Annotated in this window: 18 protein-coding genes; 7 read left to right on the forward strand and 11 right to left on the reverse strand. The window is 70.8% G+C overall.

The genetic code is table 11. From position 1 onward, the window contains the following. Positions 1-36: 36 nt before the first annotated feature. From ACIP2X_RS09425 to ACIP2X_RS09435, 3 genes are all read right to left on the reverse strand, one after another. Positions 37-996 (reverse strand): SDR family oxidoreductase, encoded by a 960-nt coding sequence (locus tag ACIP2X_RS09425; RefSeq protein ID WP_401669664.1) that lies wholly within the window; start codon positions 994-996, stop codon positions 37-39. Between the two features lie 70 nt (positions 997-1066). Then, positions 1067-1810, reverse strand: a complete 744-nt coding sequence (locus ACIP2X_RS09430; RefSeq protein WP_401669666.1) for an SDR family oxidoreductase — start codon at positions 1808-1810, stop codon at positions 1067-1069. Between the two features lie 181 nt (positions 1811-1991). After that, on the reverse strand, positions 1992-4382 hold the full coding sequence (locus tag ACIP2X_RS09435; protein ID WP_401669668.1) for a SpoIIE family protein phosphatase: 2391 nt from the start codon (positions 4380-4382) through the stop codon (positions 1992-1994). Positions 4383-4788: 406 nt separating this feature from the next. On the opposite strand from ACIP2X_RS09435, the gene ACIP2X_RS09440 reads away from it, so the two are divergent. Next, complete coding sequence (locus ACIP2X_RS09440; protein WP_401672261.1) at positions 4789-5331, forward strand: GNAT family N-acetyltransferase; 543 nt, start codon at positions 4789-4791, stop codon at positions 5329-5331. A gap of 94 nt (positions 5332-5425) precedes the next feature. Here the strand turns inward: ACIP2X_RS09440 and ACIP2X_RS09445 are convergent, their stop codons facing one another. Next, on the reverse strand, positions 5426-8479 hold the full coding sequence (locus ACIP2X_RS09445) for a glycosyl hydrolase (RefSeq protein ID WP_401669671.1): 3054 nt from the start codon (positions 8477-8479) through the stop codon (positions 5426-5428). A 187-nt stretch (positions 8480-8666) separates the two neighbouring features. Between ACIP2X_RS09445 and ACIP2X_RS09450 the strand changes: the two genes are divergently transcribed. Genes ACIP2X_RS09450 through ACIP2X_RS09460 form a run of 3 tightly spaced genes read left to right on the forward strand, consistent with a single transcriptional unit; the run spans position 8667 to position 17892 of the window. Beyond that, positions 8667-11237: a beta-L-arabinofuranosidase domain-containing protein gene (locus tag ACIP2X_RS09450; protein ID WP_401669673.1), complete on the forward strand. Its 2571-nt coding sequence runs from the start codon at positions 8667-8669 to the stop codon at positions 11235-11237. A 41-nt stretch (positions 11238-11278) separates the two neighbouring features. Beyond that, positions 11279-14647 carry a glycosylhydrolase-like jelly roll fold domain-containing protein gene (locus ACIP2X_RS09455; RefSeq protein WP_401669675.1) on the forward strand — a complete coding sequence of 1123 codons (3369 nt, stop codon included), beginning with the start codon at positions 11279-11281 and terminating at the stop codon, positions 14645-14647. Between the two features lie 20 nt (positions 14648-14667). Then, positions 14668-17892, forward strand: coding sequence for a family 78 glycoside hydrolase catalytic domain (locus tag ACIP2X_RS09460; RefSeq protein ID WP_401669678.1), 3225 nt, complete (start codon positions 14668-14670; stop codon positions 17890-17892). 41 nt (positions 17893-17933) lie between these two features. On the opposite strand, the gene ACIP2X_RS09465 is transcribed toward ACIP2X_RS09460, so the two are convergent. Next, complete coding sequence (locus ACIP2X_RS09465) at positions 17934-18551, reverse strand: dihydrofolate reductase family protein (RefSeq protein WP_401669681.1); 618 nt, start codon at positions 18549-18551, stop codon at positions 17934-17936. An 89-nt stretch (positions 18552-18640) separates the two neighbouring features. On the opposite strand from ACIP2X_RS09465, the gene ACIP2X_RS09470 reads away from it, so the two are divergent. The 3 genes from ACIP2X_RS09470 to ACIP2X_RS09480 all read left to right on the forward strand — a co-directional run bounded on the left by ACIP2X_RS09470 (position 18641) and on the right by ACIP2X_RS09480 (position 20569). After that, entirely contained in the window at positions 18641-19213 is a 573-nt protein-coding gene (locus ACIP2X_RS09470; RefSeq protein ID WP_401669683.1) for a hypothetical protein, read from the forward strand. Between the two features lie 127 nt (positions 19214-19340). Beyond that, entirely contained in the window at positions 19341-19865 is a 525-nt protein-coding gene (locus ACIP2X_RS09475; protein WP_401669686.1) for a SigE family RNA polymerase sigma factor, read from the forward strand. Between the two features lie 104 nt (positions 19866-19969). Then, positions 19970-20569, forward strand: a complete 600-nt coding sequence (locus ACIP2X_RS09480) for a hypothetical protein (protein WP_401669688.1) — start codon at positions 19970-19972, stop codon at positions 20567-20569. 13 nt (positions 20570-20582) lie between these two features. Here ACIP2X_RS09480 and ACIP2X_RS09485 read toward each other — a convergent pair whose 3' ends face one another. From ACIP2X_RS09485 to ACIP2X_RS09510, 6 genes are all read right to left on the reverse strand, one after another. Continuing rightward, positions 20583-21182, reverse strand: a complete 600-nt coding sequence (locus ACIP2X_RS09485; protein WP_401669690.1) for a dihydrofolate reductase family protein — start codon at positions 21180-21182, stop codon at positions 20583-20585. Positions 21183-21304: 122 nt separating this feature from the next. Further along, the gene (locus ACIP2X_RS09490) at positions 21305-21601 is read right to left on the reverse strand and encodes a hypothetical protein (RefSeq protein ID WP_401669693.1); all 297 of its coding nucleotides are present in this window, start codon (positions 21599-21601) and stop codon (positions 21305-21307) included. A gap of 89 nt (positions 21602-21690) precedes the next feature. Further along, positions 21691-22323 carry a hypothetical protein gene (locus ACIP2X_RS09495; RefSeq protein WP_401669695.1) on the reverse strand — a complete coding sequence of 211 codons (633 nt, stop codon included), beginning with the start codon at positions 22321-22323 and terminating at the stop codon, positions 21691-21693. Positions 22324-22434: 111 nt separating this feature from the next. Beyond that, the gene (gene cynS / locus ACIP2X_RS09500) at positions 22435-22881 is read right to left on the reverse strand and encodes a cyanase (protein ID WP_401669697.1); all 447 of its coding nucleotides are present in this window, start codon (positions 22879-22881) and stop codon (positions 22435-22437) included. A 358-nt stretch (positions 22882-23239) separates the two neighbouring features. Next, positions 23240-24400 carry an NAD-dependent formate dehydrogenase gene (locus ACIP2X_RS09505; protein WP_401669699.1) on the reverse strand — a complete coding sequence of 387 codons (1161 nt, stop codon included), beginning with the start codon at positions 24398-24400 and terminating at the stop codon, positions 23240-23242. Positions 24401-24601: 201 nt separating this feature from the next. Beyond that, a complete protein-coding gene (locus ACIP2X_RS09510; protein WP_401669702.1) occupies positions 24602-24916 on the reverse strand; it encodes a GNAT family N-acetyltransferase in 315 nt (104 codons plus the stop codon). Between the last annotated feature and the right edge of the window lie 65 nt (positions 24917-24981).

The raw sequence follows: 24981 nt of genomic DNA on the forward strand, positions 1-24981 counted from the left end.
GTCTCTCCTTCGAAGCGTTCGGCTGGTCCGGCCAGTCTAGGAAGCCGGACGCTCGGGCCCGGAGTGCGACAGCACCGTGGGCTCGCCTTCCGGCTCCGAGGGCCGCGCTCCGCGAACCGTGAGGAGTTCACCGAAGCCGAGTCGTGTGACGAACTGCTCCTGGGCGCGGCGCAGGACCTCGTTGACCTCCTCCACGCCGGCCTGGCTGAAGTCGACCACGGTACGGAAGGGGCGGGTGTCGGCCGGAAGGGCGAGCACGCGGGTGATCTCCTCGGCGACGGCACGCGGGTGGGCGTCCACGCCGGGCGGGAAGAGGGCCTCGGTGGCGGCCTCGTTGCGGGCCACCATGGCGTCCAGTGGAGCGTAGGCGTGGGCGCGCTCGTCGTCGGCGGCGTGGCCGGCGTTGGGGAAGTGCTCGGTTCCCTGGGTGAAGGGGCCCGGCATCACGATGGTGGTCTCGATGCCGAACTGGCTCACCTCGTACGCCGTGACCTGCGCGAGGGCGTCGGCGGCGAACTTCGACGCCACGTAGGGGCCGAGGAAGGGCGGGACCACCACCGAGGTGGTGCTGCCGACGTAGAGGAGGGTGCCGGAGCGGCGTGAGCGCATGTGAGGCAGGGCCGCCCGGTTCACGCGCTGGATGCCGAGCGTGTTGATGTCCAGGAGGCGGTGGATGTCCTCGGGCGTGAAGGCCTCCACGTACCCCACGTAGAGGTGTCCGGCGTTGTGGACGACCGTGTCCAGCCGGCCGGCCTCGCCGATGACGGTCGCCACGGCCGCGTCGACCGAGGCATCCGACTGGACGTCGAGCTCGACGACGCGGATGTCCTGCCCCTCGCGGCGTGCGAGTGCGAGGAGTTCCTCGGCGCGGGGAGCGTTACGGCCTCCGACATCGCGCATGCTGGCGTAGACGGTGTGGCCGGCAGCGGCGAGGGCACGGGCGGTGAGGTTGCCGATGCCGGTGGCGGCGCCGGTGATGAGAACGACGGATGACACGGGTGGTCTCCCTTTTCCAGCGAACGGATTGACGAGGTGGGGGGTGGGGGGCGGTGCCGCGGCAGCGGCGTCAGGCGAGACCGCCGTTGGCGTAGAGGACCTGGCCGTTGATCCAGCGGGCGGGTCCGGCGAGGAAGGCGACCGTTTCGGCGATGTCCTGCGGTGCGCCCAGCCGCTCCAGGGGGGTGGCCTTCGCGAAGTTGGCGACGGTGGCCTCGTCCTTGCCCTCGAAGAAGAGCGGGGAGGCGACCGGGCCGGGTGCGACGGTGTTGACGGTGATGTCGCGGCCGCGCAGTTCGCGGGCGAGGATCAGCCCGATGCTCTGGGCGGCGGCCTTGCTGGCGACGTAGGCGCCGTAGGTCGGGAGCTGGGTGCGGGTGACGGACGTGGACACGTTGACGATCGCGCCGCCGGCGCGGACACGGCGGGCCGCCTGCTGGGCGACGACGAAGGTGCCGCGGATGTTCGTGCGGTGCATGCGGTCCAGATCGTCGAGATTCAGTTCGGCGATCGGCGCGAGCACCATGATTCCGGCCGCGTTGATCACCACGTCGATCCCACCGAAAGCGGACTCGACGCTGTCGAAGGCCGCTCCCATGGCGTGCTCGTCCGCCACGTCTCCGCCGACGGCGATGGCCTTCCCGCCGGACGCGGTGATCTCGGCGACGAGGGATTCGGCCCTGGCCTTGTTGCCGGAGTAGTGCACGGCCACGGCGAACCCGTCCGCGGCGAGCCGCTCGACGACGGCCTTGCCGATCCCGCCGGAACCGCCGGTGACGAGTGCGACACGTGGGGTGGTGTGCGTGGTGGTCATGAGACCTTCTCCTGCTCCGCTCGATATGAACACTGCGTTCATATAAGCATGATGTGAACGCTGCGTCCATATCCAGCGGCGAGATTTTCTACTCGACGGTCGATGTCCCTGGGGTGCGTGCGCCTTCAGGTACTCGTGCAGGCGGTCACAGCACGGTCGAGTGAGAGCAGTTGGCCGTTCGTCAGCCGGCGAGGTCCAGTTGCTGCTCCGCCCAAATGATCTTCCCCTCGCGGGCGTGCCGGCTGCCCCAGCGGGAAGCGAGCTGCGCGACCAGGAGGAGGCCGCGGCCACCCTCGTCGAGGGTGTGGGCCCGCCGGAGATGGGGAGCGGCGCTGTTTCCGTCGGCGACTTCGCAGACCAGGGAACGGTCCTTGATGAGCCGCACGTGGATGGGGGCGCGTCCGTACCGTATGGCGTTGGTGACCAGTTCGCTGACGATCAGCTCGGTGGAGAAGAGCTTGTGGTCGAGGCCCCAGGTGCTGAGCCTGTCGCTCGCCTGGTCCCGTACGGTCGCCACCGCCGAGGGATCGGCCGGCACCTCCCAGTGGGCGATGTCGCCCTGGTCCAGCGTGCGAGGCCGGACCGTGAGGAGCGCGGCGTCGTCGCGTCCGCTGTCGGGCAGAACCGCGGCGAGGATGTCGGCGCAGACGGCCGTGGGCGAGGTGGAGCAGGAAGAGAGGCACGCCTGGAGTCGAGCGATGCCGTCCGTGAGGTCCTGGTCGCGGGATTTCACCACCCCGTCGGTGAAGAACACCAGGAGCGAGTCTTCGGGCAGGGTCACTTCGACCGATTCGAAGGGCAGTCCTCCCAGCCCCAGGGGTGGCCCGGCCGGCAGATTCAGAAACCGGCTGCTCCCGTCCGGCAGCACCAGCAGGGGTTCCAGGTGCGCTGCCCGGGCGAGGCAGCAACGACGGGACGTCGGGTCGTACACCGCGTACAGGACCGAGGCCCCGAGCTCCGGTTCGAGGGTGTGGGGCTCCGTCACCTGGTCCAGCCGGTTCACGATGTCGTCCACCCTGGCGAGCACTTCCTCCGGTGGGAGGTCGATGTCGGCGAGGGTGCGGACCACCGAGCGCAGCCGCCCCATGGTGGCGGCCGCCCGTACACCGTGCCCCACGACATCGCCGATGACCAGGGCAACCCTGGCACCGGACAACGGAATCACGTCAAACCAGTCGCCCCCGACCCCGGCCGCCAAGTCGGCGGGACGGTAGCCATAGGCGGCGTCGACCGCGTTCTGCGCAGGTGGTTCGCGAGGGAGAAGGCTCTGCTGGAGAGTCAGCGCGGTGCTCTGTTCACGCTCGTAGTTGCGTGCGTTGTCGATGCACATCGCCGTGGTCTCCGCGAGTTCCTCGACGAGGAGCAGGTCGTCGGAGTCGAACGGCACTTCATGGCGCAGGAACGTCACGACACCGAGCGTTCTGCCTCTGGCGGTGAGGGGAGCGCACATGGCTCCGCCCCGTCCGTCCACGTCGCGGTCGGACCTCAACTCGGGCCACCTGGCTGCCTCGTGTGGCAGCTCGACCCGTATGCCTTGGTCCTCGGACAGGGCCCTGCCCATCAGGGTGCTGTGGTCAAGGCTGTGCCATGCGCTCGTCTCGTGTCCGTCCGCGGTTCGGGGTCCTGTGCGGACCTGCTCGGGGTGTCGGCTGTTCATAGCGGCGAGTCGTACCGACATCGGGTTGTCGGAGCTCGAGCGGTCGGTGCCCCATGCCTCGGGCAGCAGATGCACCATCGCGACATCGGCGAGATCGGGCACCGACAGCCTGGTGAGCTCACGAGCCGTGGTGCACACATCGAGGGATGCGCCTATGTGGCGGCGAGCTTCGTTGAGCAGGGTGAGCCGCTGACGGGCCCAGAATTCCGCGGAATTGTCCCGGGCCATAGAGCACAGGGCCACCACGATCCCGTTCCGGTCCCGGACGGGGTCGATGTGGATCACCCACTCGTGCCGCCGGGTCTCCCCCGGCACTCGTTCGTACGTGAGGACCGACTGCGTGACTCCGGTGTCACGGGCCTGCGCCAGCTTCTCCTCCACCGCGCGGTGCTGGCGGTCCGGCGTGAGGATCTCCGTGAGGCGCCGCCCCCACATGTCGCTGAGACTCGTGTCGAACAGTTGGCAGGTGCGATCGTTGGCCCAGAGAATGCGCAGTTCAGGGGTGTACACGACGATTCCGGCGGACGATTGCGTCCAGGTACGCCCCAGAGGGGCGTCGCACTCCTCGGTCTGCGTCGACGGCCCGCTGAGGAACCAGATGGTGGACTTCCCCTGGGCGAGCGCGGGCTCCACCAGGACATCCAGTTCCACGGCGTGTCCCGCCTCGTGCCGGAAGACGGCCCGGTCGTCCCACCGGCGGGCTTGGAGACCCGCCGCCATGGCGTCGCGCCGGCGAGCCGCCACCAGATGTAGCACGGGCCGGCCGATCACCTGGTCTCCGCGGTAACCGAGAACGGCTTCGGCTCCGGGGCTCCAGCCGTCCACGTGACCATGGGCGTCCACGGATATGGCTGCCAGCCGCTGCGTCGCTCGGTTCGTGCCCGTTCCCCCGGATTCCGTGCCCGCTGTGTGCATGTCCGGACCATTCTGTTCACTGCGGTGGTATGGGAGTGCCCTGGTCAATGCATCCACGGTACGACGAGGCGTGGGGAAGAAAAGTGCGGCTAGCGGTACCTACGGCGCGCTGTCTCCCGCACCTCCCCCTACCCCGCCTCCCCCACCTCCCCCGCAGTGAGGCCGAGGAGATTGGTGCGTCCGAAGCCTGTGATCACCTCGTCGGCTGTACTCGCACCCATGGCCTGCACACAGAAAGTGGCGCACGGCTACACACCGCGATCGACACGGCTGCATGAGCTGCACCGCCAGGCGCCCTGGTGCGCAATTGCCTCGCGCCTGATCCGCTCCGCGATCTACGCTCCCGGCCATGACGTCACACGATGCGCCTGAAGGCTCCCGGATCGCTCCCGCTCCAGCCGGGCCGGTGATCCGGCAGGAGACCGCAGACGATCACCGAGATGTGCACGAGGTCCATACGCGCGCCTTCGGCGACAGCGAGCGGGTTCCCGGGCTCGTCGACGCACTCCGCGTGGCGAAGGCCGCAATGGCGCCGATGTCCTTCGTCGCTGTCGTCGACGACCGGGTCGTCGGCCATGTCCTGCTGAGCGCGACGCGGTTGGACGCACCGCGCCGCATCGTGGACGTCCTGTCGCTGTCACCGCTGGGCGTGCTCCCGGAGTTCCAGGGTCAGGGCATCGGTACGCGGCTCATCGCCCACGCCCTCGACGCGGCCGACAGGGAGGGTGTGCCGCTGGTGTTCCTGGAGGGTTCGCCGCACTACTACGGCGCACGCGGCTTCGAGGCCGCCGGTGCGGTGGGCTTTCGCTCACCGTCGCTGCGTATCCCTGAAGCCGCGTTCCAGGTCGCCCGGTTGTCCGCTCACGAGCCGTGGATGACGGGCACTTTCGTCTACTCGGAGGTCTTCTGGGCACTCGACTGCGTCGGCCTGCGCGACCCTGAAGCCTGAGCGGCTGCCCGACTCCGCCTCATCTTCGGGACCCGCCGGGCGCCCCCGAGGAACACGGAGCACCCGGCGGTCGTCGACGATCGGCCCGGTCACGTCAGCTCAGCGGTGCGCGCCCGTACGGCACCAGGCGTACCGGACCCACCAGCCCGTAGTTCTGACGCTTCGCTCCGCCGAAGACGGACGGGTTCGCGACCCGAAGCCGGTTCAGCAGCGTGGTCGCCACCTCCACCTCGACGGTGTTCGTGCCCCGCCGCAGGTAGCGGCCCACGTCGACCCGAGGCGTCAGCTGGTCCGCCGGTGGGAGCCGGTGCCCGTTCACGGTGACGCGGAAGGTGTCGAAGACCTCGCCCAGATCGAGGTGGGCCCCGTACCCGCCCGTCCATGGTGCGCCCAGGTGCACGGTGGTGCGGTAGCGGCCGATGCCCGACACGTCTTCGAGGCCTGGGACGGCGGGCCAGGCGGTCAGGGCGTCGAGGGTGAGGTCTCGGCGTGGCTTGCGGGTCTGGGAGGGGCGGTCGCCCGGCTGCCAGTCCTCGACCGTGAGGGACCAGCGCGTCAGCGGAATCGGCTCGGGCAGCCCGCCCAGGACGGTCTCCACGGTCCGGCCGTCGTGGAGAGTCGTGCGGTACGTGCCCGGACGGACGTCGCGGATCTCCGGGCGGCCGCCCGCGCCGCGGACCACCTCCGCCGCCTCGCTGGACCGGGCCGACAGGTGAGGGCGGTCCCCCCACGCGCCCGGACGGACCAGGGCGACGATCGTGGTCGCGCCCGGCTCCAGGGTGATGCGCACTCGGATCCGCCCGTCCTCCGTACGGGAGTACAGCGGCAGCGGCTCCACCGCGCCTGTCCAGGCGTCGAGGCGGTAGGGCACCGCGTCCGGCCGGCGTGCCGTAAGGGTGACGTCGTGGTCGAGCCGGGTGGTGGCCGAGTTCTTGGTCACCGAGTCGACGGCGAAGAAGAAGTAGTCGGCCTCCTGGTCGGCGCGGTGGGCGTGGACCAGCCATGAGCGCTCGGCGTACTCCACGTCGCGGCGCAGGCCCAGTGCCGCGATGGCCTCCGGCACGTACGGCCGGTCCGGGACCGCGCGGACCTTCGGCAGTGCCAGCAGTTCGGCGAGCAGGGCGCGCAGCCGTTCGTTGTCGCCGGGACCGGCGAGGCCCGGGACGCGGGCGTCGGACCAGTCGCCGATGACGATCAGCGGCAGCCCGTCCCTGGCCCAGCCGACGAGTTTCTCGGCGACGTCGATCTGCATCGTGCGGTCCTTGCCGCTCAGGACGTCGCCTTCGATGACGAGTGCCTTGAACGCCGGGCCCTCCGGGGCGAGCCGTCCGTCGCGCACCTTCGCGGACGGCAGGTCGAGCAGCCGTGGGCTCAGGAAGAGGTGCGTCCAGCCCACGGGCACGCCGTCGGCGGTGAACCAGGGCGCCCCGAGTCCCGTGCCGGCGGGGCCCTTCTGCCGCAGGATGCCGATGTCGGCCTTGTTGACCCCTGTCTGAAGGATCAGCTGGGTCCGGCTCAAGTAGCCGGCGATGTCGCGCACATGGCCCCAGGTGGGCTGCCGAGGCCCCCACGCCTCGCCGTATCCGCCGCTGCCGTTGTACGGCGAGAACGCGGCGAAGCCGGGCCAGGCCGCGCCGGGGGCCTCGGCGTAGGCGAAGCCGTGGAGGACGGCCTGGTTGACCCCGGCCGCGTACTGGACGACCAGTTTGCGCAGCGTGGCGTCCCACGTCGTGCCGTAGGCGCCGCCCGCTGTCGCGCCGGCCTCGTTGGACAGGATGTGCTTGCCGCCCATGTCGCGGCCGCCGGCCAGGCAGCGGAAGTCGTCGGCGTTCTTGAAGCCCAGCGACTCGCCCTCGGAGATGTCGAGCACGGCGGCGGCCCACATGGAGTCGGTGCCCGGGCCGTACGGCTGCACGCGCAGCCGCAGGCCGAGGCGGTGGGCCCACTCCTGGAACGGCTTCAGGTGGTACTCGACGTACAGCTCGGAGAGCACCTCGACGACGTCGCGGCGTACCGCCTTGTCGAGGTCCGGGCCGAAGGCGTGCACCGGGTCCTCGTCGCGCTCGACCACGGTCGCGAGGTAGGGCAGCAGGGAGTAGCCCATGCGTTTCTCGAACTCGGCCGGCAGGGCGGGCGTCCACATCGTCTCGTCGGTCTCCAGCTCGATGGAGTCCTCGAAGAGGGCGCCGCCCGTCTCGCGCAGCAGCTTGCGGGTGCTGGGCGGGAGGAGGTGCCGCTCCCAGAAGTCGAGGGCGGCGCGGCTTCCTTCGGTGCTGAAGTGGTCGATGACGTAGCTGAGGGGGTCGGTGTGGTGCGGGCCCTCGGGCCGTTGGCCGGAGCCGCGCTCCCAGTAGGCGATGACGAGCCAGGATGCGCCGTCGTCCGGAGCCGTCCAGCGAAGCTCTGCGCCGGTCACGGCGTCGGTGATGTCGGTGACCGTGGTCCGGTCGAGCAGGAGGGGCCGGGCGGCGGCGTCGGTGATGCGGATCGCCTGGACCAGCATGAGTTGCTGCCGGGTGACGCCTTCGGCGGGCGGGGTGCCGGGCGCGGGGGGCGCGCCGGTGAAGCTCTGTCCGGCGGTCAACGTGACCGTCCCGTGGGCGAGTTCCTTCACGGCGCCCGGGCTGTCGGGGGTGATCGAGGGTACGGAGTTGGGCCACGCGGGACCCAGGGTCAGGTCGACGGTGATGTCCCGCTTCTTCGCCTGCCGCAGGGCCGCCTCGACGGCCGTGACCCAGGCGGGCGTTCCCCAGCCGTGGCGGACGGGGTCGATGATGTCGCCGCCGCGCATGCTGTGGGTGACGGCGGCGATCTCGACTCCGCCGAAGCCGGCGGCCGCGATCTGGTCGATCTCGCGGGCGATCTCCTCCGTGTCCACCAGCGCGTCCGGCCACCACCAGCGGAACTTCGGGCGTACGGCGGCGCCGGGCGCGGCGAACGCGCGCGGCACCCCGTGGGCGAACGTGCCCGGCACACCGCCCGGTCGGTCCGGCGCGGGAGCGTGCCCGGCGGGCGGTGCCGCGCCGGCCTCCGCGGCCGTGGCCCAGGGCAGGACCATGGCGGCTCCGGCCGCGCCTCCCCTCTTGAGCAGCGCTCGTCGCCTCAGGCTCACGCCGGCCCCCTTGCTGTGCACATGTGGCGCACTCATGGTTTAAACGATTCAAGAAGTTCGGCGGAAACATACGTGCTCGACTCTGCCGCGGCAAGGGGTCGCGTCACCGAAGCCAAATTTTCCCTCCAAGCACGCCCCTTGACCGGGTTCGCAGTGTGGCCCCAGAGTGACCGTCAGCTCTCCGAAACGTTTCAATCACGTGGGTCAAAGGAGCTCCTTCTCAATGCCCTCACATCCGCTGACGCGGCGTCATGTCCTCGCGGCCACAGGTGCCGTCACCACTGCTGCCGCCCTGGGATCCGCGGGCACGGCCACCGCCGCCGGCGCCGCGCCGGCACACCAGACACCCGCCGCCGCGGGGCATGTCGTGCGCGGCCCGGCGCTCTCGCCCTTCCCTCTGAGCGCGGTGACGCTGCTCGACGGCCCGTTCCGTGCCAACATGCGCCGCACCTGCGCCTACCTGCTCGCCGTCGACCCCGACCGGCTGCTGCACACCTTCCGCGCCAACGTGGGTCTGCCTTCCACGGCCGAGCCCTGCGGCGGCTGGGAGGCCCCGACGGTGCTGCTGCGCGGCCACACCACCGGGCATCTGCTCTCCGGTCTGGCCCTCGCCCACGCGAACACCGGCGACGAGGCCTACGCCGCCAAGGCCCGCAGCATCATCGCCGTGCTCGCGGAGTGCCAGGCGGCCGCGCCGGGCGCCGGATTCTCGCCCGGCTACCTCTCGGCCTTCCCCGAGCAGGTCTTCGACCAGTTGGAGGCCGGAGGCAAGCCCTGGGCGCCGTACTACACGATTCACAAGATCATGGCCGGGTTGCTCGACTGCCATCAACTCGTCGGCAGCGCACAGGCGTTGGACGTGGTGCGAGCCATGGCCGGGTGGGTCGAGCGGCGCACCGCGGCGCTGCCCCATGCCACGATGCAATCGGTGCTGAAGGTCGAGTTCGGCGGTATGAACGACGTCCTGGCACGGCTCCACCAGGTCACCGGTGACGCCGATTTCCTGCGCACCGCACGCCGCTTCGACCACGAGGAGGTTTTCGGGCCGCTCGCGGAGGGCCGCGACGAGCTCGCCGGGCGCCACGCCAACACCGAGATACCGAAGATCGTCGGCGCGGTCCACACGTACGAGTCCACGGGCGACAGGCGGTACCTGCGGCTCGCGGAGTACTTCTGGCACACGGTCGTGAACGACCACTCGTACGCCATCGGCGGCAACTCCAACCAGGAGTTCTTCGGCCCGCCCGGCGAGATCGTCAGCAGGCTCTCCGAGGACACCTGCGAGAACTGCAACAGCTACAACATGCTCAAGCTGGGCCGGCAGCTCTTCCTGCACGACCCGGGCACGGCCGCCTACATGGACCACTACGAGTGGACCATGCTCAACCAGATGCTCGGCGAGCAGGACCCGGACTCCGCCCACGGCTACGTCACCTACTACACCGGGCTCTGGGCCGGTTCGCAGCGGCAGCCCAAGAGCGGGCTCGGCGCCGCCCCCGGCAGCTACAGCAGCGACTACGACAACTTCTCCTGCGACCACGGCACCGCGCTGGAGACCCAGACGAAGTTCGCCGACACCGTCTACGCGCACACCCGTGACGCGCTGTACGTCAACCTCTTCATCCCCTCCGAGGTCCGCTGGGACGCACGCGATGTGACGGTGCGTCAGGAGACCCGCTACCCGGACGACGAAACCGTCCGCCTCACCGTCGTCCGGGGCGAGGGCCGCTTCGCTCTGCGGATGCGCATCCCCGGCTGGCTCGCCGGGCGGCCGAGGCTGCGGGTCAACGGCCGGCCGACGGACGTCGGCGCCCGGCCCGGCCGTTACGCGACCCTCGAACGGCACTGGCGCGCGGGTGACGTCGTGGAGCTCACGCTGCCGATGGAGCTGGTCCGCCGCCCCGCACCCGACAACCCGCACGTCGAGGCGGTGACGTACGGCCCCTTGGTGCTCGCCGGAGCCTTCGGCGAGGTCAAGTCACCGACGATCCCGGCGCTCGATCCGGCGTCGGTCCGCCGGGTGCGGGCGGACACGCCCGAGTTCACGGCCGTCGCCGAGGGATCGACGGTGCCGCTGCTGCCCTTCCACCGGGTCCACCACCAGCGCTACAACGTCTACTTCGCCGTCCCGCCACGTCGGCGCCCGGCCCGCGAGGTCGCCCGCTTCACCTTCGACCGCGGGGACGGCGCCGAGTCCACGGGGACGTTCCCGGCCGCCGTCCTGGCCGGTGGCGCCCGGTGGTCCCCGCACGACGCCGGGCGCGACGGCGTCCAGCTCGACGGGGTGGACGGCCATGTCGTCCTGCCGTCCGGACTGATCGAGGGACTTGCCGAGCTGACGGTCAGCGCCTGGGTCCGGGTGGACACCCTGGTCAACTCGGCCCGTGTGTTCGACCTGGGCTTCCACAAGGGCACGTACTTCTTCCTCGCCGCACGCACCGGATCGGGCCGTGCCCGCGCGGCGCTGAAGATCGCCGGCATGGAGGGCGAGGACGTCGTCGACGCCCAGGGGCCGCTGCCCCAGGGCCGCTGGACCCACGTCGCCGTCACACTCGCCGCAGGCCCGCGCGGGCGTACGGGCGGCGGCAGCGGGGTGCTCCACATCGACGGAGCCGAGGCCGGGCGCAACGACGCGCTGGTGATGAGCCCGCTGCTGCTCGGCGCCACCACGCGCAACTACCTGGGGCGCTCGCAGAACACGACCCACCCCTTCCTGCTCGGCGCGATCGACGACTTCCGGGTCTTCAACCGGGCCCTGTCCCCGACGGAGATCGGCGCCCTCGCCCGCGTCTGAGCCCCGTCCGCCCTTCCCAGCCGCTGAGGAGCGAGCCCTCGATGTCCACACCCCTGCCCGAATTCGACATGAGCAGACGCACCTTCGTCGTCGCCGCCGGGGTCGCCGCCGCCGCGGTCGGCGGCTCATTGCCGGCCTCCGCACACTCCGGCCCCGGGTCCGCGGCCTGGGCGTCGGGGTTCAGCCCCGCCGCCTTCGCCGCCCCGCCCCGCGACAGCCGCCCCACCGTCTACTGGTACTGGAACGGCCCCGTCACCCACGAACTCGTCGACCGGCAGATGGCGGACCTGCGCGACAAGGGGATGTACGAGGTCGTCCTCTTCCCCTACGACAACGACGAGATGCGACCGGTCTTCTTCTCCGAGGAGTGGTTCGACGTCGTCGGGCACGTGCTGGAGGAGGCCGAGCGCACCGGCATGCGGGTGTGGATCTTCAACGACAACCACTTCCCCAGCGGACGCGCCGCCTACCTCGTCGCCGAGGGCGGCACCGTCGGCACGCGCACCTACCGTCCGCGTCCGGAACTGCGCCTGAAGGGGCTGTGGCGGTCCACGACCGTCGTCGAGGGACCGGCCCGCGTCGACCTGCGCGCGACGACGGGCGTCGGCGTGACCGCGGGCCGGCTCGTCGCCGACGCGGCGGTGCTCGCCGGGGCCGCCGTCATCCGCGGGGGCGAGGGCTGGACGGACTACGACGTCATCGGCAACGCCAAGACCGAGACCGGCTCCGTCGGGCTCGTCGTCCGCGCCTCGGCGACCGGCTCCGACGGCTACGCCGTGGAGTTCGACCAGACCGGCGTCGTCACCGTCTCCCGCCTGACCGGCGGCAACGCACAGGAACTGGCCCGGAGCAGCCGCACGGACGGCTTCAACCGCACCAAGTTCCACGCCTTCGCCGTCTCGGTGCGCGGGACGACGATCTCCGTCACCCTCGACGGCCGGGACAAGGGAACCGTCACCGACGGCACCCACCCGCGCGGCGGCGGCGGCGTCCGCGCCGTCGACGGTCAGCGCGCCCTGTGGGAGGACCTGTCCGTCACGAGCGCCGACGGCGGCGCGCTCCACGCCTCGGACTTCCAGGACCCGGCTTCGGCAGGCGCGTTCCACACCCGGCAGGTTCCCGCCGCCGCGGCCACGCCGGTCGCCGCGACCGCCCGCCCCGTCGGCGTGGCCGACGCCGACGCGCTGAGCGAACTCACCGCCGACCTGGCGTCCGGGCGTGCCTGGCAGGCACCCGCGGGGCGCTGGCAGATCGACCTCTTCGGCGGCGCCGCCCTCATCGACGACTCCCAGGGCTACACCCGCGCCTATCTCGACCTCCTCGACGACGAACCGGCGGACCTGCTGCTCGACATGGTGCCGGGCGAGTACCACCGCCGCTTCGGCCGCTACTTCGGCAACGTCGTGCCCGGCTTCTGGGACGACGAACCGTTCATCGCCTCGGCCGGACCGCACCCCTTCAAACGGCTGCCCTGGTCGCCGACGCTCGCCGCCGCCCTGCGCGACACCGGCGCCGACCCCGGCAAGGCGTACGCCAGCGCGTTCGACGACCTCGGCGCGGCGGGGCAGATCCTGCGCGGCAGGTACTGGCGGGCGGTGTCCAACCGGTTCGCCCAGTACTTCGAGAAGCAGGCCCACTGGTACGCCGACCGCCGCGTCCGGCTCATCACCAACCCGCTCTACGACGAGGCGGGCCCCGCCAAGCGCATCCTGTCGACCGGTGACCTGCACAAGGTCAACCAGTGGGCGCAGGTGCCCGGCGGTGACGTCATCACCGCGGAGTACGTGGCGGGGCAGCCCACCATGGACCCGCGCAACCCTGCGTCGGTGGCGCACCAGACCGGGCGTGAGCGCGTGGTCATCGAGGCGTTCGGCAACATGGGCTGGCAGGTGGCACCGGAGTTCGTGCACGCCCTGCTCGGCGCGTTCGCGGCACGCGGCTGCAACCTCACCGTGCTGCACGCGCTGTGGACCAACGAGGCGAGGGTGTTCTTCCCGCCGCCGTTCGGCCCCCGCGCACCCTGGTGGTGGGCCATGCGCCCGGTCGCCGACTGGATCGGCCGCGTCATGGAGGTGGCCCGTGGCGCGTCCGCCGCTCGCAGCGCCCTGCTCCAGCCGCAGCGAGCGGCCGAGCAACTGACCGGCACCGAACGGCAGGACGAGCTCGACGCGGCGTTCGCCACGGCGGCCTACGCCCTGGAATCCGCGCAGGTCGACTTCGACCTCGTGCACGAGGGCGCGCTCGCCGACGACCCGGACCTGCTGCTCCATGCCCGCGTCCAGGGTGGCCGGCTGGCCGTCGGCCGAGGCCGCTACGACCTGGTCGTGCTCCCCGAGACGCCCGTGCTGGAGGCGGCGGCCGTCCGCGCCCTGGCCCGCTTCGCCCGCGACGGCGGCACCGTGATCGCCGTCGGCGCCCTGCCGGAGCGGGAGGCGGCCGGCCACGACGGTGACCTACGGCGCGCCCTCGACGACCTGTTCGGACACCGCCGCGCCGTCCGTGTCGCCACGGCCGGAGAACTCGCTTCGCTCACACGGGAGTTCGCGGCAGCCGTCCTCGAACCGGCCGCACCTGCCGTACGGGTCCTGCGGACGACTCGTGGCAAGGACGTCGCGTTCCTGTTCAACAACGAGAGCGCCACGCCCGTCGACACCTGGGCCACCCTGCCGGCGCGCGGAGTGCCGGAGTGGTGGTTCCCGGCGGACGGCTCGACACGTCCCGCGCCCGTTCACCGCACCGCCGCGCGGCCCGGCGACGGCGTACGCGTGCCGCTGCGGCTCGGCCCGTACGAGACGGTCGCCGTCGTCTTCCGCGGCGGCGAGGGCGAGACCCGGCCGCACCTCACGGAGGCCGGAACACTCCAGGTCACCTCGGTCACCGCACACCGCGGGGCACTGCGCGCCGAGGCGGTCGCCACGGCACCCGGCACCCACTCCCTCACCGGCACCGACGGCCGCCGCGCCTACCGTGGCACCGCCCGCGTCACCGACCCGCTGGAGCCCGTCGCCCTCGACGGGGACTGGACGCTGACCCTCCACCAGGACGGTGCCCAGCCCGTCGTCCGTCCGCTCGGCAGCTGGAGCGACATCGCCCGGCTGTTCTCCGGCACCGCCACCTACACCAAGGACGTCACCCTCGACGCCTCGGTCCTCGCCGGCCGCCGGATCCAGCTCGACCTCGGGGCCGTCCGCGAGGTCGCCGAGGTCACCGTCAACGGCACCACGCTGCCGCCCGTGCTGTGGACCCCGTACGTCGTCGACGTGACCGAGGCCCTGCGCCCCGGCACCAACCATCTCGCCGTCCGCGTGTCCAACACCCTCTCCAACGAGCGCAACAAGCCGCTCCCGTCCGGGCTGATGGGCCCCGTGTTCCTGCGCCCCCTCCGCCCCGTCACCGTCGACCTGCACTGACCCGTATGGAGACCACCGGCATGAGTCCACTGGCCAGACCCGCGCTCGTCCTCGCCACCGGGCTGACGGCGCTCGTCACCGTCGTACCCTCCGCGCCGCCGGCGTCCGCGTCGCAAGGCGGCTCCACCGCCTCCGCCACCGCGCTGCGGACGCAGCATCTGCGCTCGGCCCTCGGGATCGACGACACCACCCCCGACCTGACCTGGCAGCTCAGCGCGCGCGGCCGGGGCGTCGTCCAGAGCGCCTACCGCATCCAGGCCGCCAGCAGCCCCGAGAAGCTGCGGCAGGGCCGGCCCGACCTCTGGGACTCCGGCAAGGTCCGCTCGGACGAGCCGCACGCCGTCTATGCGGGCAAGGCACTGGGGTCCCGCGACCGAGTCCACTGGCGCGTCCAGCTGTGGTCCGGCGCCCGGATCTCGCAGTGGAGCGACATCGCCGTCTTCGAGACGGGCCTGACCCGCGCCGAGGACTGGTCCGCCCAGTGGATCACCAACGACGCGTGGCGGCTCAGCGAGCACCCGGTGCAGCCGGTCGTCGTCACCCTGCCGAGGACGACCGCCCGCCATGTCCGGCTCGACGTCACGAAGCTCGGACTGCCGCTGGACGACCAGTGGCGTCTCCAGCTCGGCGAGATCGAGGTCCGCGACTCGGCCGCGCCGGACGTCAACCACGCGAAGGGCGCCGCCGTCACCGCGTCCGAGAGCGACACCGTACGCAAGATCTGGGAACCCGCTCTCGCCGTCGACGGACTGACCAACAGCGCCCTCGACCGGGCCGCCGGCTACACGAGCCCCGCGCACACCGGCCCCGAATCGCCAGTCTCCCTCACCCTGGACCTGAAGGCCGCCAAGACCTTCGACCAGGTGCTGCTGTTCCCGCGCGCCGACGTGCTGACCGCCGACGGGCGCGTGCCGCACTTCCCCGTCGACTACACCGTCTCGACCGCCGAGACCGCCGACGGCCCCTGGAGCAGGGCCGCGGAGGTCACCGGGCAGCGGGCACCCCAGCCGTACCTGCCGGCCGGACTCCCGCTGTTCACCAAGGACTTCACCCTTCCGAAGGGCGCCCGCAGCGCCCGCCTCCACCTCGCCGGCCTGGGCATCCACGACGCCATCATCAACGGCGAGCCGGTCAGCGACGCCGTCCTGGAGCCCGCCAACACCGACTTCGACGACCGGGTCCAGTACGCCACGTACGACGTCACCGACCGGCTGCGGCGCGGCGCGAACTCGCTCGCCGTCGAGCTCGGCAACGGCGCCTCCCACGTCGTCAGCACCGCGGACCGCTACCGCAAGTGGTACGGCAACCTCAGCGACCCCAAGCTCGTCGCGCAGTTGGAGATCACCCTGGACGACGGCAGCGTGCGCCGCATCGCCAGCGGCACGGACTGGCGCACCACGCTCGGCCCGACGACGTCCTCCAACTGGTACGGCGGCGAGGACTACGACGCGCGGCGGGAGATCCCCGGCTGGGACGAGCCAGGGCGCGACCGCGCGTCCTGGGCGTCGGCCGTCGCCCTCGGGCGCCCCGGCGGAACCGAGCAACCGGCCGCGCTCAGCGCCCGGGAGACCGAGCCGGTCCGGGTGATGGAGACGCTGAACGGCACCGAGGTCGCGGGCGCCGACGGCAGCCGCGTCTTCGACCTCGGGCGCAACATCGCGGGCTGGCCGGAGATCACCGTCACCGCACCCGCGGGCACCGCGGTGCGCATCTACCCGGCAGAGAGCCTCAAGGACGGACACGCCTTCCAGTCGATCAGCAACGTCGGCGCGCCCCTGTGGGACAGCTACACCACCAAGGGCGGCGGCCGCGCCGAGACCTGGCACCCCCGCTTCAGCTACCACGGCTTCCGCTATCTGGAGCTGAAAGGGCTGCCCGCAGGGGCGACGGTCTCCGTACGCGGCAAGGTGCTGCACACCGACAACACCAGTGCCGGGAGCTTCACCAGCTCGGATGAGCTGATCAACGGCATCCACGGGCTGATCCGCCGCGCCGTCCAGGGCAACATGATGAGCATCCTCACCGACTGCCCCAGCCGCGAGAAGCTCGGCTGGCTGGAGCAGAACCAGCTCGTCTTCCCGACCCTCGCCGCCAACTACGACATGCGCGCCTACCTGCGGAAGATCGTGCGCGACATGGCCGACGCGCAGACCCCCGAGGGACTGATCCCGAGCACCGTCCCCGACTACGTCGAACTCTCCGGCGGCTACCGCAACGACGCCAACTGGGGCGGCGCCTTCGTCCTCGTGCCCTGGCAGCTCTACACCACCTACGGCGACGAGGAGACCCTGCGCACCTACTACCCGCGGATGAAGCAGTACGTGACCTTCCTGGAGCAGAAGGTCTCGGGCGGCATCCTCGACTACGGCCTGGGCGACTGGATCACCCCCGACCGCACGTTCCCCCGCGCGGTCGCGGGCACCTACGGCTACTGGCGCGTCGTCGACGGCCTCAGCCGCATCGCCCGCGTGCTCGGTGAGGACGGCGACGCCGCGCTGTACGAGGAGAAGGCGGACACGAGCGCCAAGGCGCTGTCGGACAAGTACTACGACCCGGCCACCGGCACATTCGGCGGCGGGGGCCACGGCGCCGAGGCACTCGCCCTCGACATGGGCGCCGTACCGGAGGGCGAACGAGCCCGGCTCCTCGACCACTTCACGCAATCGGTCGTCGCGGCGGACCATCACCTGATCCTCGGTGAGATCTCCCTGCCCGCCGCGATCCGCGTGCTGTCCGAGGCGGGCCGTGACGACATCGTGCACGGGATCGCGACCCGGACGACCAGCCCGAGCTACGGCTACCAGTTCCTGGCCGGCAACACCACGCTGGGCGAGACCTGGGACGGCGGTCCCGGCCAGTCGCAGAACCACTTCATGCTCGGCGCCATCGACGCCTGGTTCACCGGCCGGCTCGCCGGGATCCAGCAGCGGCCGGGGTCCGTCGGCTACCGCGAACTGCTCATCGACCCGGCGGTGGTGGGTGACCTGACGTCGGCGGCGGGCTCGTACACCACCCCGTACGGAACGGTCCGCACGAAGTGGTCGCGTGCGGGTTCCACCTTCCGCCTGGAGGTCGTCGTCCCCGCCGGGTCCACGGCGGAGATCCATGTGCCGGCGACGGCATCCGGCGCGGTCCGCGCCGACCGTGAGGCGCGTCTGCTGCGCACGGAGAAGGGCTCGGCCGTGTACGAAGTCGGGTCCGGGACCTGGAGGTTCACGTCGAGGACCGCGCCGCAGGGGAGCTGAACCCGTCGTCGAGGCGCATCTCGGGGGTGAGGTCGGCTGACTCAGGCATGCAGGGTGGGCCGGTGGACGAGCTCCTGGACGCGGCCGTCGAGTGTCCGGGACTCGATCAGTTCGAGGTCGAAGTCGGCCGCGTCCCGGATGACCGGCTCCCGCCCGGTCCGACCGGTGATCACGGGGAAGACCGTCACCTGGACGCGGTCGACCAGGCCGGCGGCCGTCAGCGCCCGGTTCATCGACAGGCTGCCGTGCGAGCGCAACGGCAGCTCGGACTCCTGCTTGAGCCGGGCGACGGCATCGACGGCGTCACCGTTCACCACGCTCGCATGGGGCCGGTCGAGGAGTGATGCCAGTGTGGTGGACACGACCGTCGTCGGCAGGCTCGTCATCCGGGTGACCCAGGGGTCACGCACCTCGGACTCCTCGGTGGCCGAGGCCGGCATCCGCGCGAACGCCCGGTAGGTGGTGGCCCCGAGGACCATCCGCTGCTCCTCACTGTAGAGGGCGAGGCGGTGGTCGAGCAGCTCGGGGCCCTGCTTGCCCCAGTAGCCGGTCCAGTCGCCGCCGGCCGAGCCGAAGCCGTCGAGGCTGGAGAAGACGTCACCGCCGGACTCCTTCACGCGACGCCCGGCAGTCGGGCAGAAGTCGGCGGATCGTGTCATCGGGATGGTGGGCGGGCGGAGTTACAAGGGGTGGAGAGGGCGCCCTCCACTCTGTTGGCTCGCAACGATCCGCAAGGAGTCCCACGTCCATGACTCGGATGACGACAACGAAGAAGTGCGCGGCCGCCGTGGTGGTAGCGGTCACGCTGGCGGGAGTGCCGGCGGCGGCCCAGGCCGTCGCGCCGGAGCACTCCGCGGCGACCACGAAGGCCCACAGCCGATCCATCGCGGCGACCGGACACGCGTCCCAGTCGGTGCGGGTGGTGGCGCCCGGTGAGCGTGTCGACGCCGGGGCGGGCGTCGAGCTGTGGCTGACCGGGGAAGGCAAGCACTGGTCGACACCGGAGATGGACTACCAGTTCCGCAGCGTGGTCGACGGCAACATCGACCTGGGCCACCCCGGCATCGGCCTGATGACGGAGCCCCTGGGCGACCGCTACTTCCTTTCCGGGATCTACGTGACCGGGAAGAGCGAGGTCCGGGTCGTCGTCGACACGAGCGACGGCCAGGTCACGGCTTCCGTCGTTCGGCTGGCCGGCAAGCCCGGCTGGGGTGTCTGGTACACCGATGTCCCGCTGCACGACGACCTCGTCATCGACAGCGTCACCCTGTACGACAAGCATGGCAAGGAGATCGCGTCCCTCGCCCCTTCGCACCCGTAGGTGCACCGGGCCCTGACGACTCTCCAACCGTGAGCTCGTAGGCGGGGGCCGGACCCCCGGCCCCCGCCCAGCCCATTCAGCCGTCCCCACTCCCCCGACTCCCCGCCTACTCCAAGGATCCGTTGTCGTGACGCACGAGAGCCACGCCGACTTCACCGAGTTCGCCACCGTGGCCTGGCCCCGCCTGGTGCGGACGGCTCATATGCTCACCGGCGACTTCCACGAGGCCGAGGACCTCGTCCAGACCACGCTGGCCAAGGTGTACGCGCAATGGCGGAGGATCCCGCGGGACGAGATCAACCCGTACATACGGCGTGCTCTGGTCAACAACAACATCAGCCGGGTGCGCAAGAAACGTGTAGCCCACTTACTCATGCCGTTCCTGCCCGAGTCGATGCACCGCTCGCACGGCGGGCACGCCGAGGGTGTCGAGCGGAGCGCCGTCATCATCCAGGCCCTCGCGGTCCTGTCCGCCCGCCAGCGTGCCGTCGTGGTGCTGCGCTACTGGGAGGACATGAACGAACAGGAGATCGCCGAGGCGCTGAACTGCTCGGTCGGCACCGTCAAGACGCACGCCCGGCGCGGGCTGGAGGCCCTGCGCGCCCATCCCCACCTCATCCTCGACCCAGCCCACCAGGAAGCGGAGCGCTGATGTCCCGGACCACTGGGCCCACCCCTCGGCAGCGGTACGAAGCCGAACGACTGCATGACGCGTTCAACGAGGTGGCCGACTCCGTCACCCCTTCTCCCGTCCCGATGGCCGCCATCGAACGGGCGGGCCGGGCCAGGCGGCGCCGGCGAGCCGCGGGACTGGCGATCGGTTGCGGACTGCTGCTGGCCCCGCTGGCTGTCGTCACGGTCCGCGCGGCCCTCCCCGATCACACCCCTGCGCAACGTACCGAGGTCGCGACGTCCCCCACACCGTCGGAAACGCCGGCGGAGACCACGGTGCGGGTGGTGGCATCGGGCGAGCGGGTCAAGGCCGGGGCAGGCGTCGAGATATGGCTGACGGGCGAGGGCAAGCATTGGTCGACGCCCGAGATGGACCACCAGTTCCAGAGCGCCGACGACCCCGAGATCGAGCCTCACCGACCTCACGTAGGACTGCACGCGGAAGAACTCGACGACCGCTACTTCCTGTCCGGGGTGTACGAGGGGACCGATGACGCCGCCCGTGTCGTCGTCGACACCAGCGACGGCAAGGTCACCGCGTCGCTTGTCCGGCTGGCCGGCGCGCCCGGCTGGGGCGTCTGGTACGCCGATCTCCCCACCCACGACAGCCTCGCCATCAACGACGTCACCCTCTTCAACACGCGCGGAAAGGCGATCGCCGCAATGACACCGGCCCAACCGTGACGTTCGTCGATGCCTACGTACGACGGGTCTTGAGCAGGTCACGGCGTACCTGGAAACGCAGATGCGTGACGAGCGGCGACGGGAGGACTCTTGTCCGTTCCAGCTCAAGGTGTTCCGTTCCCAGATGCTCGAACAGCCGGCGCCCGCCTCCCAGGAGCACGGGAGCGAGCTGGAGGTTGATCTCGTCGAGGAGCCCCGCGCGGAGCGCCTGCTGGGCGACGTCCGCCCCCATCAGGGTCACGTCTTTCCCATCCGCAACCGCCTCCGCCTGACGAAGCGCGCTCTCCAAGCCCTGGGTGACGAAGGTGAAGGTCCCGCTCTTCATGGCACGCCGGCTTCGAGCGTGGTGCGTGAGGACGAAGCACGGCACCGGGAAGGGGGTGTCCTGCCAGACCTCGACCCCCACGTCGAATGTCCTTCTTCCCAGCACGACGGCACCTGTCGAGGCCGACACCTCCTGTGCCACTCCGGCATCGACGTCGTCGGTCGGAGTGTGGAGAATCCAGTCGTGCAGCCTCAGACCACCCCGGCCCATCGGGTGTTCGACGCTGATGTCCGGACCGGCCATGAAACCGTCGAGTGACATGGTGACGTGCAGGACTACCTTGCTCATCTGACCAACACCTTTCCGCACGGTCGTGGTCGACAGTGCTGGAAGTCGGACCGTGCGGCGACGACAAACTCATCGGCCCAGGCTCATGGCGCAGGGCCCGGTACCCGGGGTCTGGTACACGGTCAGGGCGCGTCGCCGGTGTAGGTGAGGCGGCAGATCACACCCGGACCAGGAGTGCGGGGGTCGCCGGGGCGGGGGTCGTACAGGGCGCGGCCCCCTGGCCATCGCGACAGCTCGGTGGGCAGGGCGACGCCGTCGTCGATGTCCTCGGTCCGCCAGCCGGTGATGTCCAGCAGCAGGCCGTCCAGCGGCCCGCCTACGAGCGCCGCGTAGCTCCGGTGCGGGAGCGGCCCGGGGTCGGGGTCGTCGTGGTCGTGGCCGTAGACCCTGCCCCGCAGCAGCTGCTCATCTCCGTTCATACGACCAGCCTCGCAGCCGCCACTGACAACGCGGCTTTCCCGGAGCTGCCTCGGGGCCCGGAAGGTGCAGCCTGCGCGGCGGCCGTCCGTCATCCGGTATGCGGGTCCGTGGCGAGGCGGACGGCCGCGTCGACCATGGTCCGCAGCACAGGGGCCGACTCCGGCCAGCCCTCGTACCGCACGCGCAGCTCATGGCCGCTGGTCTCGACCGCGTCCACACCGTAGGGCAGGCCGAGCTCGCGTGCCTTGCCGCGGTGCGGCCGTGCCGGCGGCCCCTCTTCGGGCAGCAGGACCATGACCGTCGTGAGGGCCACCCCCGCCTCGCCTCTGTCCTCCATGGAGCAGACGACGCCGACCTCGACGCCGTCCCGACGGCCCACCGCAAGCAGCTCACCGGAGAACCGCGGACTGGCCGGCAGCTCCCACCGCGGGGTACCGCCGGTGAACGCGGCCGAAGCGGTGCCGAAGCGTCCCTCGTTGAGGTCTGCCCACGCGGACAGGATGCTCTGGGTCTGCGCCTTGCGTTGCGCGCTGCGGCGCACCTGGCCCAGTGTCATCCAGGTGATCACGACAGCTGTCACGGCCGAGACGACGACCAGCAGCAGCGACACCTGCCACGGAAATCCGAAGAAGAGCCCCGCCACCACGAGCACCGCCGCCGAGACAGCCGCCAGGAGGACTCCCGCTCGCCGCACCTCACGCTCTTCGTCCCTGGACGGCATGTCATGCAGTACACCACAGGCGGCAACACGGCGGAACAGCCCGGCAGTTGACGGTGAGGCGGCGCCTTCCCGGGAGGGTCGAGATGGCGGCGAGACGCCCAAGCAGGGTACTCACTCCCACTGGTAGGGCAGGTACTTACCGTCGAGGGTGACGACGACCCGGTCACCCGCAGGATCGGGAACCCGCCGGACGTCGAGCCGGAAGTTGATCGCGCTCATGATGCCGTCACCGCATTGCTCGTGGATGAGCTCCTTGATGGTCGGACCGTAGACCTGGACGATCTCGTAGAACCGATAGATCGTGGGGTCCACGGGGACGGCGGCGTCGAGAGCTCCGCGGGTCGGCTGGAGCTGGAAGGCAAGGGCAACGTCCTCGCCGAGCTCGAGCAGCGCCGCCGCTGTGGCTGCCTCGTCCTTGCCCATCGGGTGCTGTCCGAGCAAGGCCGCCGTGGTCCAGGCCAAAGGCTTGCCCACCGCTTCGGCCAGTTGGACCCACGTCACCCCGGTCAGCACCTTGGCCTGGCGTACGGCGTCGGCGGCTTCCTGCTTGCTGAGCATGTGTCCTCCTTGACGACGGTCACCTCGTCGAACTTCGACGTCTTCCGGTCCCCACCGTTGGGGCCGTGTCGCGGGCTCTGAGGATCGTGGAGTTCGGAGCGCGCCCCTGAGGCAGTACCCGACGCGCCGGGCTGGCCTGACCGGTGGGATCACACACCGCGAGACCGGGATCCCATTCCGGTTCGGAACGGCCGAAGGACTGGCCCCGATGCCGCAGGCAAGCGGGTGATCTGCGGCATCGTCTGGTCGAGATCGGGGTGGAGGCCACTTCCCGGTAAGGGCGACGAACGTGCATGTCAACCGCAGCTGAAGCAGCCCGGGGTGGCCTCCACTCGTCAGCGTCGGGCCGGAGAAGCCGTCACTTCGTCACCGAGTACGAGTGAGCGCCCGTTCCCGCCAGGGCGCCCCCGTCGACGATCAGGTACTCGTCGCGGATCGGGCGGCCCGCGAACCAGGACTCCAGGATCTCGCGGGTGCCGGCCGCGTAACGGGCCTGTGCGGACAGGGAGGAGCCGGAGATGTGCGGGGTCATGCCGTGGTGCGGCATGGTGCGCCAGGGGTGGTCGGCGGGGGCCGGCTGCGGGTACCAGACGTCGCCGGCGTAGCCCGCCAGCCGCCCGCTGCGCAGGGCGCGGTCCACCGCGTCCCGGTCCACGATCTTCGCCCGGGCCGTGTTGATCAGGTAGGCGCCGCGCTTCATCGTGCCGAGCAGGTCGTCGCCGAACAATCCTTCGGTCTCGGGGTGCAGCGGCGCGTTGATGGTGACGACGTCGCAGTGCGGCACCATGTCGGCCGTGCTCTCGTGCCAGACCAGTCCGAGCTCACGCTCGACGTCCTCGGGCAGCCGGTGCCGGTCGGTGTAGTGCAGCTTCACGTCGAAGGGCGCGAGGCGGCGCAGCACCGCGAGGCCGATGCGGCCGGCGGCGACGGTCCCGACGTGCATGCCTTCGAGGTCGTACGAACGCGCCACGCAGTCGGCGATGTTCCAGCCGCCGTCGAGGACCACCTGGTGGGAGGGCAGGTAGTTGCGCACCAGGGACAGCGTCATCATCACCACGTGCTCGGCGACGCTGATGCTGTTGCAGTACGTCACCTCGGCGACCGTCACCCCGTGGGCGATCGCGGCGTCGAGGTCGACGTGGTCGGAGCCGATGCCGGCCGTGACGGCCAGCTTCAGGTTCTTCGCCGCGGCGATCCGCTCCGGGGTCAGATACGCCGGCCAGAACGGCTGCGAGATCACGACGTCCGCGTCGGCCAGCTCCCGGTCGAAGACGGATCCGGCGCCGTCCTTGTCGGAGGTGACGACGAGGGTGTGGCCCGCCTTCTCCAGGTAGGAACGCAGGCCGAGTTCGCCGGAGACGCTGCCGAGGAGGTGACCCGGGGTGAAGTCGACGCCTTCGGGGGTGGGGGTGGTCTGGCCGCCGGGGTAGTGGCCGATCGCGGGGAGGTCGTCACGGGCGTACTCGGTCGGGTATCCGCCGGTGGGGTCGTCGTACAGGACGCAGAGCACCTTGGCCATGTCGCGGCTCCTCAACTACGTTTCCAGTAGGTGAAGTTCACGATCCTCGTCGGCGAACACCCTGGTCAAAGCGAACTTCGCTATGCCTGTATAGGCGTCGGCTATGAGTGCTCGTGCGCGTGGCCCACGCAGACGCCAACACCAAGCGCACTTCGGCCACTGCAATCAACGCGAACACAGCCCCTCAAGACCGCCGAGCAATCAGAACAAACACCGTTGCAAGGTGAAGTCCCGGCCGTGCTGGCGGGCCTGGCGCAGAAGGCTGCGGATGAGCTGGCTGCCGATCCCGCGTCCCTGGTGGTCGGGGTGTAGCTCGATCCGCGCCAGGTAGATCTCCTTGGGCCGGTGCTCGAGATGGAGCATGCCCACCTCGACGCCGTCGGCGGTGATGATCTGCCATCGATCCGGGGTGAACGCACAGGCGGGGAGGTCGCGTTGCATCTGCTCGTCCCAGCCCCGGATGGTGGTGATGTAGGCGCCCATCGCGGTGGCCGGCCGCAGGCCGATGCCCGTCATGGCACTCTCCTCGTGGGCCGTCCGATCATCCGGTCGCTGATTCAATTGACGTACAGAAATGCGGG

This window comes from Streptomyces sp. NPDC089424, assembly GCF_044749345.1.
Lineage (GTDB): Bacteria > Actinomycetota > Actinomycetes > Streptomycetales > Streptomycetaceae > Streptomyces.

Bases quoted from the DNA above. Each gene is read 5' to 3' on its own strand.
- ACIP2X_RS09465 (WP_401669681.1), bottom strand. From the start codon at position 18,551: ATGACACGATCCGCCGACTTCTGCCCGACTGCCGGGCGTCGCGTGAAG.
- ACIP2X_RS09460 (WP_401669678.1), top strand. From the start codon at position 14,668: ATGAGTCCACTGGCCAGACCCGCGCTCGTCCTCGCCACCGGGCTGACG.
- ACIP2X_RS09435 (WP_401669668.1), bottom strand. From the start codon at position 4,382: ATGCACACAGCGGGCACGGAATCCGGGGGAACGGGCACGAACCGAGCG.
- ACIP2X_RS09455 (WP_401669675.1), top strand. From the start codon at position 11,279: ATGTCCACACCCCTGCCCGAATTCGACATGAGCAGACGCACCTTCGTC.
- ACIP2X_RS09430 (WP_401669666.1), bottom strand. From the start codon at position 1,810: ATGACCACCACGCACACCACCCCACGTGTCGCACTCGTCACCGGCGGT.
- ACIP2X_RS09490 (WP_401669693.1), bottom strand. From the start codon at position 21,601: ATGAACGGAGATGAGCAGCTGCTGCGGGGCAGGGTCTACGGCCACGAC.
- cynS (WP_401669697.1), bottom strand. From the start codon at position 22,881: ATGCTCAGCAAGCAGGAAGCCGCCGACGCCGTACGCCAGGCCAAGGTG.
- ACIP2X_RS09505 (WP_401669699.1), bottom strand. From the start codon at position 24,400: ATGGCCAAGGTGCTCTGCGTCCTGTACGACGACCCCACCGGCGGATAC.
- ACIP2X_RS09480 (WP_401669688.1), top strand. From the start codon at position 19,970: ATGGCCGCCATCGAACGGGCGGGCCGGGCCAGGCGGCGCCGGCGAGCC.
- ACIP2X_RS09470 (WP_401669683.1), top strand. From the start codon at position 18,641: ATGACTCGGATGACGACAACGAAGAAGTGCGCGGCCGCCGTGGTGGTA.
- ACIP2X_RS09495 (WP_401669695.1), bottom strand. From the start codon at position 22,323: ATGCCGTCCAGGGACGAAGAGCGTGAGGTGCGGCGAGCGGGAGTCCTC.
- ACIP2X_RS09485 (WP_401669690.1), bottom strand. From the start codon at position 21,182: ATGAGCAAGGTAGTCCTGCACGTCACCATGTCACTCGACGGTTTCATG.
- ACIP2X_RS09445 (WP_401669671.1), bottom strand. From the start codon at position 8,479: ATGAGTGCGCCACATGTGCACAGCAAGGGGGCCGGCGTGAGCCTGAGG.
- ACIP2X_RS09510 (WP_401669702.1), bottom strand. From the start codon at position 24,916: ATGACGGGCATCGGCCTGCGGCCGGCCACCGCGATGGGCGCCTACATC.
- ACIP2X_RS09450 (WP_401669673.1), top strand. From the start codon at position 8,667: ATGCCCTCACATCCGCTGACGCGGCGTCATGTCCTCGCGGCCACAGGT.